The 9,012-nt window shown below is 72.4% G+C and carries 9 protein-coding genes; 3 read left to right on the top strand and 6 right to left on the bottom strand.

From position 1 onward, the window contains the following. Nucleotides 1–83 precede the first annotated feature (83 nt). Both FNH09_RS41860 and FNH09_RS41855 read left to right on the top strand, forming a co-directional pair. Nucleotides 84–2,216 (top strand): PTS fructose transporter subunit IIABC, encoded by a 2,133-nt coding sequence (locus tag FNH09_RS41860; protein ID WP_152895095.1) that lies wholly within the window; start codon nt 84–86, stop codon nt 2,214–2,216. Between the two features lie 204 nt (nt 2,217–2,420). Then, the gene (locus FNH09_RS41855; RefSeq protein ID WP_152895094.1) at nt 2,421–2,729 is read left to right on the top strand and encodes a hypothetical protein; all 309 of its coding nucleotides are present in this window, start codon (nt 2,421–2,423) and stop codon (nt 2,727–2,729) included. Nucleotides 2,730–2,784: 55 nt separating this feature from the next. On the opposite strand, the gene FNH09_RS41850 is transcribed toward FNH09_RS41855, so the two are convergent. From FNH09_RS41850 to FNH09_RS41835, 4 genes are all read right to left on the bottom strand, one after another. Further along, nucleotides 2,785–3,531, bottom strand: a complete 747-nt coding sequence (locus FNH09_RS41850; protein ID WP_152895093.1) for a DUF6227 family protein — start codon at nt 3,529–3,531, stop codon at nt 2,785–2,787. A gap of 201 nt (nt 3,532–3,732) precedes the next feature. Further along, nucleotides 3,733–4,953 (bottom strand): Ig-like domain-containing protein, encoded by a 1,221-nt coding sequence (locus FNH09_RS41845; RefSeq protein ID WP_162469901.1) that lies wholly within the window; start codon nt 4,951–4,953, stop codon nt 3,733–3,735. A gap of 205 nt (nt 4,954–5,158) precedes the next feature. Further along, complete coding sequence (locus tag FNH09_RS41840; RefSeq protein ID WP_152895091.1) at nt 5,159–6,202, bottom strand: P1 family peptidase; 1,044 nt, start codon at nt 6,200–6,202, stop codon at nt 5,159–5,161. 125 nt (nt 6,203–6,327) lie between these two features. After that, the gene (locus FNH09_RS41835; protein ID WP_152895090.1) at nt 6,328–7,548 is read right to left on the bottom strand and encodes a low temperature requirement protein A; all 1,221 of its coding nucleotides are present in this window, start codon (nt 7,546–7,548) and stop codon (nt 6,328–6,330) included. Between the two features lie 105 nt (nt 7,549–7,653). On the opposite strand from FNH09_RS41835, the gene FNH09_RS41830 reads away from it, so the two are divergent. Further along, nucleotides 7,654–7,836 (top strand): hypothetical protein, encoded by a 183-nt coding sequence (locus FNH09_RS41830; RefSeq protein WP_152895089.1) that lies wholly within the window; start codon nt 7,654–7,656, stop codon nt 7,834–7,836. Nucleotides 7,837–7,879: 43 nt separating this feature from the next. Here the strand turns inward: FNH09_RS41830 and mscL are convergent, their stop codons facing one another. Together mscL and FNH09_RS47350 are read right to left on the bottom strand one after the other, a co-directional pair. Continuing rightward, nucleotides 7,880–8,365: a large conductance mechanosensitive channel protein MscL gene (gene mscL, locus FNH09_RS41825; RefSeq protein ID WP_162469900.1), complete on the bottom strand. Its 486-nt coding sequence runs from the start codon at nt 8,363–8,365 to the stop codon at nt 7,880–7,882. Nucleotides 8,366–8,497: 132 nt separating this feature from the next. Continuing rightward, a partial coding sequence (locus FNH09_RS47350; protein WP_238427420.1) for a CpaB family protein occupies nt 8,498–9,012 on the bottom strand: 515 nt, incomplete at its 5' end.

Raw genomic sequence — 9,012 nt, 5'->3', positions numbered from 1 at the left:
GCCCCCGCCTTTTCCCACAGCACCCCCGTCCCCCAGCGCGTCCGGTTCACCTCCCGGGCGATACGCGTGCGAAGGAGCCCGCGATGAGCGACCTGATCACCGCGGACCTGGTCGACCTCGACCTGTCCGCCGACACCAAGGAAGCGGCGGCACGCGCCCTCGCCGAGCGCATGGTCGCCCGGGGCCGGGTGACCGACCTGGACGGCTTCCTCGCCGATGTCGCCGCCCGCGAGGCGCAGATGCCCACCGGGCTCGACGGCGGCATCGGCATCCCGCACTGCCGCAGCACGCACGTCACCGAGCCGACGCTCGCCTTCGGGCGCAGCCCGGCCGGGATCGACTTCGGCGCGGCGGACGGCCCGGCCGACCTGATCTTCCTGATCGCGGCGCCGGCCGGTGCCGACGACGCCCATCTGACCATCCTGTCCTCGCTGGCCAGGCAGCTGATGAACGACGAGTTCACCACCGCGCTGCGGTCGGCAGGGGACGCGGCGGACGCGGCCGCGCTCATCCGCGGCGAGAAGACTCCGGCCGACATCGGGAAGCCGTCCGACGGCGCCCACGCGGACGCCGGGGCCGACGAGCCCACCTCCCAGGGCACCGCCGTGGCACCGGTGGCGGCCTCCGCCGACGCCACGGCGGGCAGCGGTACGACGGTCTCGGCGCCGACCGCCACGGACGGCGCCGCCGACGCGGGCGAGCGCCCGTTCCGTATCGTCGCCGTCACCTCCTGCCCCACCGGGATCGCGCACACCTACATGGCGGCCGAGTCGCTGGAGAGCGCGGGCCGCGAGGCGGGCGTCGAGGTCGTCGTCGAGACCCAGGGTTCGGCCGGCTTCGTCCGGCTCGACCCGGCGGTCGTCGCCGCGGCGGACGGCGTGATCTTCGCGCACGACGTCCCCGTACGCGACAAGGACCGCTTCGCCGGCAAGCCGACCGTCGACGTCGGCGTGAAGGCGGGCATCAACCGCCCCGCCGAGCTCATCGCCGAGGTCCGCGGCAAGGCCGAACGCGGCGAGGCCACCGCGCCGGCCGCCGCGGACGGCACCGGTGCCGGCACGCCGGTCGAGCGGGCCGGCGGCGCCGCCGAGGGCTACGGCACCAAGCTGCGCACCTGGCTGATGAGCGGCGTCAGTTACATGGTCCCGTTCGTCGCCGCGGGCGGTCTGCTGATCGCCCTCGGCTTCGCGATCGGCGGCTACAAGATCAACAAGGCGCCGTCGGTCATGGACCACTTCGTCTGGACCCAGACGGACAGCTGGGCCGCGCTGCTCTTCCAGATCGGCGTCGTGTCCTTCGGCTTCCTGGTCCCGGTGCTGGCCGGCTATATCGCCTACGGCATGGCCGACCGCCCCGGCCTGGTCCCCGGATTCGTCGGCGGCGCGATCTCGCTGACCATCAACGCGGGCTTCCTCGGCGGTCTCGCGGCCGGTCTGATCGCCGGCGGCGTGGTGCTGTCGATCCAGCGGGTGAAGGTCCCGGCCGCGATGCGCGGCATCATGCCGGTGGTCGTGATCCCGCTGATCTCCGCGGCGATCGTCGGATTCCTGATGTTCGTGGTCATCGGCAAGCCCATCGCCGCCGCGCAGAAGGGCATGACCGACTGGCTGAACCACCTCACCGGCTCCAACGCCATCCTGCTCGGCGGGCTGCTCGGCCTGATGATGTGCTTCGACCTCGGCGGTCCGGTCAACAAGGTCGCCTACACCTTCGCCACCGCCGGTATCGCGGTCGCCGCCCCGAGCGACTCGGCCATGAAGATCATGGCGGCCGTGATGGCGGCCGGCATGGTGCCGCCGCTGGCGATGGCGCTGGCCACGACCGTGCGCGGCCGGCTCTTCACCCAGACCGAGCGGGAGAACGGCAAGGCCGCCTGGGTCCTGGGCGCCTCCTTCATCACCGAGGGCGCGATCCCGTTCGCGGCGGCCGACCCGCTGCGGGTCATCCCGTCCGCGATGGCGGGCGGCGCGGTCACCGGCGCGCTGTCGATGGCCTTCGGCGCCACCCTGCGCGCCCCGCACGGCGGCATCTTCGTGGTGCCGCTGATCGGCAACCCGCTGCTGTACCTGGTCGCCCTCGCCGCGGGCGTCTGCGTCACGACGGCTCTGGTCGTCCTCCTCAAGGGCCTGCGCGCACCGCTCACCGAGGACCCGGCGGCGCGGACTTCGGGCGAGGCGACGGCGGGGGCGCGGCGCAAGCAGCCGGTGGCGGCGTAAGAGCACGCACGGACGGCCGTCCGCATGTCCCTTTGCGGTGCTGTGAGTTGATCGGCGCCTGTCTGTGGCGATCCATCGCAACCGTCGGTTACCGTCCCCGACTGTCGTAATCGCTTCTTCTGTCGCAACCGCCGCAACTGCCGTATCTGCGAGATGCGTCACGGTACGGGCCTGATACGTGGCCGCTGGTGTCTACTGGACCGCATGTCCGAGCATCTCTCGATCCCTCAGCTGGCCGGTGTGGCGGTCCTGGCTCTGGCGGCGGCGGTCGTCTGGGTGATGTGCCTGACCCGCGTCCTGCGCCGCGGTCACGACGACAGCCGCGGCGGGGTTTCCGGGTGGCGTTCCGGCCCTGCCGACCTGGTCGCCCTCCCGGTGCTGCCCGCGCCCTCCGTGCTGTCCGGGCTTCCGGCCCAGCGGCAGTCGGGCCCGCAGCTGGAGTCCGTGGAGCTGACCCCGGCGGAGGAGGACGCCTTCGCGGGCCTGGTCAGGCGATTCGGCACGGGTCGCTGACCGGGCGGGCCGGACCCCCGGGCGGGGCGGCTCCCGGCGGGCTTCGCCGTGTCCGTCAGGAGCGGCGTGCCGCGCGTCGTTCCATCGCCTCGCGGGCCGCGTCCTCGCTCGGGTAGACCTCGCACATGTGCCGGCCGTCGGGCGTCTCCGTGTGCTCGACCTCCCACAGGGCGATCTCCCGCCCGTCCCGCAGCAGGAACGCGTGCTCGTAGAGCGCGAAGCACAGGCCGACCCGGCCCGCGCGGCAGGGGCGGCCGAAGGCCTGGGTGATCTGGTGGGCGAACGCCGACGCCAGCAGTTCGGCCGTCTCCGCGCCCGGACGGTCCGGGTTCTCCGCCCGGCGCAGCAGCCGGCGCGCGTGGTCCGCCGAGTCGTCGGGCGTGTACGCGTGCCGCGGCTGGGGGATCGGCGAGAGCTGCACCAGCACCGGCAGTTCGAAGTCGGGGGCGTCCGGCGGTAAGGACAGCCGGGAGGTGGCGGTGCGCAGCTCCTCCTCGTCGACGTACACCTCGTGGTGCGGGTCGCTGCCCGGCGCGGTGTTGTGGACGAGCTCCCACAGCGTCAGCGCCGAGCCGTCGGCGAGCAGCCAGGCGTGCCGGTAGGTCTCGCGGTGCAGCCCCGCGCTGTGGTGCGCGGAGTGCAGCGAACTGTCGTGCGCCAGCGCGCAGTCCAGACGGCGGATCACCTCGTCGGGCAGCTCGAAGGAGTTCAGGGCACGACCGAGGAGTCGCGCGAGGTGCTCTTCCGGAGACTCGGGCGACTCGGGTGGTTCGTACGCTGCGGTCTCGTACGGAACGCTCAAGGTTTCTCCTGGCGTTGCTGCATGTCACCTTGTGGGTGCATACCGTAGCCCCTCGGTCGGACATCATGTCCGGGAACCGGGAAAACGTACGCCGGGAAAACGCGCGGGCCGCGCGGATGGTTCCCGCACGGCTCGCCGGATCGTCAAAATCCGCTGGTCACAAGGGAGTTCTGGACGGACAGTCCCGGCGGGCGGACCCCGTCAGACGGCGCTGCCCGCGGTCCACTCGTCCCACGGCATGTTCCAGCCGTTGAGTCCGTTGTCCGGCGCGACGGTCTTGTCGGGGGAGTTCCGGACGACCACGACGTCCCCGATGAGCGAATTGTCGTAGAACCACTTGGCGGGCGTGTCCCCCTGGGCGCCCTGCACGTCCTGGAGTCCCACGCAGCCGTGGCTGGTGCCGGTCTGCCCGAAGGGCGGGGCGGACTTGTTGTACCAGTAGTTGCCGTGGACGAAGGTGCCGGAGTTGGTCAGGCGCATCGCGTGCGGCACGTCCGAGATGTCGTACTCGCCGCCGTAGCCGACCGTCGATCCGTCCATCCGGGTCTCCGTGAACTTCTCGGAGATCACCATCTGGCCGTTGTACGTGGTGTGCTCCGGGCTGCCCGAGGAGATCGGGACCGTCTTGAGGGTCTGGCCGTCGCGGACCACCGTCATGGTCTCCGTGTCGACGTCGACCGTGGAGACCTGCGAACGGCCGACGGTGAAGGTGACGGTCTTCTTCTGCACCCCGAAGACGCCGTTCGCGCCCTGCACGCCGTCCAGGTCGATGTTCATCGTGACCTTGGAGCCGGCCTTCCAGTACTGGTCGGGGCGGAAGTCCAGCCGCTGCGCGCCGAACCAGTGCCCGACCACCTGCTGCCCGCTGCTGGAGGTGACCTTGATGTGCGACTGGACGGCCTTCGTGTCGGTGATGGCCTTGTCGAAGGTGAACGACACCGGCATCCCGACGCCGACCGTCGTGCCGTTGTCGGGCGTGTACGTGCCGATGAAGCTGTTCGCCGACGAGACGGTGGTGAAGACGGAGTTCGCGGCGGAGGTACGGCCGCCCGAGTCCTTCGCGGTCGCCGATATCCGGTACTTGGTCCCGCGCTCCAGCCGGTCCTTCGGCTTCCAGCTGCCGCCGTCGGCGGACAGGGCGCCGTCCACGGCCTGCCCGGTCTCCGCGACCGTCATCTTCACGTCGGTCAGGGTGCCGCCGCTGACCCGCACGCCGGTCGAGTTGATCGACGCGCCGGTCGAGCCGTCCGCGGCCGAGATGGCGATCTTCGCCGTGGACGTCCTGGGGGCGCTCGTGCCGCCCTTGTCGTCCCCGGTCGCGGCGTTGGCGCCGCCGCCGCAGGCGGTGAGGGTGAGGGCGCCGACGATCAGGGCGGCACAGGCCCCCAGTACGCGCCGCGCTGACTTCTCCGGCGTTGTCACGATCTTCTCCAGGTCTGTGTGGTGTACGGGTTCCGCTCACATACGTGGAGAAGGAGTGACCCGGCGCGACAGGGGTTCCCGGCCGTCGCCCGGAACGGCGTCACGTGACAGAACAGGGACAATCCGATGAGGTGCTCGTCATCAACTCATCCGGAGCCAGGCGATTTTGACGCCGACGCCGACGCCGACGCCGGCGCCGGTGCCGTCAGCGCCCCCGGCCGCCCTCCGTCCCGTACAGCGTCTCGTACGACGGCCACGCGCCCCCCGGTCCGTCCACCGACCCGGCTGCCCGGACGGCACGCACGATCGCCCGGGTCACGAGGTCCGCGCCCGCTTCGAGGAGCTCGTTCAGGGCGCGCGGGCGCTCGCCGTCGAGCGGGCGCGCTCCCGTCGCCAGCGTGAACACGGTGTCCCCGTCGTGGAGCAGATGCACCGGCCGTACGGCGCGCGCGATCCCGTCGTGGGCCGTGCCCGCCAGCTTCTGCGCCTGGGCCTTCGACAGCCGGGCGTCCGTGGCGACCACCGCGAGCGTCGTGTTCAGCGGCGGGGGCGTGTTCGCGCGCGCGGCCTCGGCGAGGCGCAGGCGCGCGGCCCTGTGCACCTGCGCAGACGGATAGTCCACGCGCCCCTGGAAGAACTCCCCGTAGAGCACGCCGGTCTCCGGATCCAGCACCGAGCCCGCCGCGTTGGCCACCACCAGCGCGGCCACCGTGATCCCCGACTCCAGGACGGCGCTCGCGGTGCCGATCCCGCCCTTGAGCGCCCCGGCCGCCGCTCCGGTGCCGGCGCCCACGCACCCTTCGGGCACCGGGGCGCCGGGTGCGGTCGCCGCGGCCGCCTCGACCGCGGCCCGCCCGGTGGCCGCGTCCGGCCTGGCCCGGAAGGAGCCGCCCCGCCCCAGGTCGAAGACACAGGCGGCGGGCACCACCGGCACGACGTGCGCCGGATCCGTCCCCACGGGAACCCCGCGCCCCTGCTCCTCCAGCCAGGCCATCACCCCCGACGCCGCGTCGAGCCCGTACGCACTGCCGCCGGTCAGGACGATCGCGTCGACCCGCTGCACCAGGTTGCGCGGGTCGAGGGCGTCGGTCTCCTTGGTGCCGGGGCCGCCGCCGCGCACGTCCACGGCGGCGACCGCCCCGCCCTCCGGGGCGAGCACGACCGTGGTGCCGGTGAGCCACCCCTCGCCGGTGCGCGTCGCGTGCCCCACCCGCACACCGGCCACGTCGGTCAAAGCGTCCACTGTCATGGGGATCAGTGTCGCTCCGCCCGCCGTCCCGCGGGCCGCTTCGCGCACCGCGGCACCCGTGCCGTCGGGCCGGGGGCGGTGCGTGGTGCCGGACGGGGCGTCAGGCGTGGCGGGGTCCGGGGGTGTCACGCGGTCGGGGCGGCCCCCGCCTCCTGGCCCGGTCCGGTGTGCATACGGGCCGCCAGTGTCGAGCCGATCGCCACCCCCAGCGCCGACACCAGACCCGTCGCGAGCACCGCCCACTCGCCGAGGAAGGTGCAGCAGATCACCAGCAGTGCCGTGGTGGGCAGCACCGCCTGCTGGGCGATGCCCACCTTGAAGTGCCGTGCGTGCAGCGACCACAGGGTGACCAGGTACAGGGCCGTGGGCAGCGTCACGGCGGCCGAGGCGGCCAGGGCGGAGATGTGCGCCTGGCCCACCGTCTGTTCCACGGCCAGTTCGAGGCCGGCGCCGATCGCGGCCGCCGAGGCGAAGATCAGGTAGTGGCCGTAGCCCCAGAGGAACGACTCTCTGTTGGTGTGCAGATGACCGTGGATCGGCACCACGAAGTAGATCCACCACGCGCAGAACACGATCAGCAGACCGCCGGCCGCGATCGGCAGCAACTCGCCCAGCGCGTCGTGCTCGCCCACGGCCGTCTTCACCGCGACCGTGGCCGCGGCGACCGTCTCGCCGAGCACGATGATCGTGAACAGGCCGTACCGTTCGGCGATGTGGTGCGGGTGCCAGCTCGTGGCGAAGGCCCGCTCCGCGTAGACCGGCACGCACAGTTCCGCGATCACCATCACCAGGAACAGCCAGGTACGGGCGTGTTCCGGCAGGAAGACCAGAGCCGTCCAGCCGACCTGGCAGACCAGCACGCCTCCCGCGTACCGCAGCGCGGTGCCCCGCTCGGCGCCCTCGGCGGTCCGCGCCACCCGCAGCCACTGCGCGGCCATCGCCAGCCGCATGATCACGTAGCCGAGGTAGACGACGGTCCAGTCATGGTGCTCGAAGGCTCGTGTCACCCCGGCGGCCAGCACCAGGACACCGGAGATCTGGACGAGGGTGACGATCCGGTAGAGGGCGTCGTCGTTGTCGTAGGCCGAGGCGAACCAGGTGAAGTTCATCCACGCCCACCAGATGGCGAAGAAGACCATCGCGTAGTTCAGGACGCCCTGTCCGACGTGCCCCTCCGCCAGGGCGTGCACCAGCTCGGCGCCCGCCTGCGCGATGGCCACGACGAAGCACAGGTCGAAGAAGAGTTCGAGCGGGGAGGCGACCCGGTGGGTCTCGTCGCGGCTGCGTGCGACGAGGCCGCTCGGCGGTCTTGGGGGCGTGGGCCGCGGGGCCGGGCTGGAGGTCATGCGCCCAAGCACAGCAGATGCGTCCGGAAAGTTCCCGTACGGCCCCGCACCGGCAGGCGTCGCGGGCACGGCGGGCGGGTGCCTCCAGGGCCGTACCCTGGAGGCATGACGACCGAATCCGCCCCCGAGCCGCGCGACCCGAAGGCCGCGCTGATCTTCGACGACCCGCTGGACCGGCCGTCCGCCGACGACACGGACCGCGGCTGGGGCGAACGGCCGCGCACGGACGGCGACAGCGCGGCCGACCTGAAGCGCTTCCTCGACGAGAAGCCGCCCCACCACATCTGATCCTGGTCAGGGCCGCCGACCGCCGCCCGCGTGAGGGACGGCCCTACTGGCGTCCGTCGTAACCGCGGTGCGAGGGGCCGTTGTAGCCGGGGCCGCGCTGTGCGACCAGGGCGTCGCGGATCTCCTTGAGCACCTCCAGCTCGGTCACCTCGATGACCTCGTGCGTGCCCTGCCGCGCCTTCCTGCGGGCCTCCTGCCGGGCCAGGTACTTCGACATCGGCAGCACCATGAGGAAGTACACGACCGCGCCGGTGATCAGAAACGTCAGGGTGGCGCCGAGGACCGACCCCCACAGCAGTTGGATGCCCTGGTTGCCCTTGCAGGACTCGCTCAGGCACGAACTGTAGGCATCGAGGTTCTGCGTGCCGATCGCGCCGACCAGCGGGTTGATGATGCCCTTCACCAGCGAGTTGACAATGTTGGTGAAGGCGGCACCGATCACCACCGCCACTGCCAGGTCGACGACGTTTCCGCGCATCAGGAAGGCCTTGAAGCCCTGCCAGACACTCGGTTGCTTCTTCTCGCTCACCTAAGGCCCTCTTCTCGCGTACACAGGCTGTGGAACAAAGCGCTCCGCAACCTACGGCAGAGCGGATGGGCCCTGCCTCATCGGGTGCCTCGGAAGAGGGACTTGGCGGGTTTTGGCCATGAGCGGCGTGCCTCAGCACAGTGTCACCGCCAGCCGTTCGGTGGTGGCGGCTCCCACCAGACGGGCCGCGGTGGCGCGTTCCAAGGAGAGCACCACCAGGGCGCCGCCCTCGGGCGGCGGGTCCACCGGCGTGGGGACCCGTGTCACCAGCGCGCCGCGGGCGACCACCCGGGCGTCCCCGCCGGTGGCCGCCGGGCCGGCGGCGATGACGTCGACGCGGTCGCCGGGGCGCAGCAGCCGGACGGTTGCCGCGTCGGCGATCCGCACCGGTGCCGTCACCGTCTCGACGGCGCGGCGCTGTCCGGCGGGATCGCCGTCGGCCGGCTTCCCGGGCGCGGCCTCCTCGGGGCGGCCGCGGGCCCGCTCGATGCCCTGGGGGCCGGCCGCCACGAGCGCGGCCGCGGTGACGGCGATGCCCAGCGCGAGGGCCCGCTCCCGGTGCCGTACGAGCCGGTGCAGCCGGTGCCGGGCGCCGCGGATGCGCACCGGAGCGAAGTGCGGCACCTCGCAGGTGGCGGGGGCGTCGG

Source organism: Streptomyces adustus, from assembly GCF_009377175.1.
GTDB lineage: Bacteria > Actinomycetota > Actinomycetes > Streptomycetales > Streptomycetaceae > Streptomyces > Streptomyces adustus.
The sequence above is the reverse complement of the archived record's forward strand: the minus strand, read 5'-3'. Positions and strand labels throughout refer to the sequence as shown.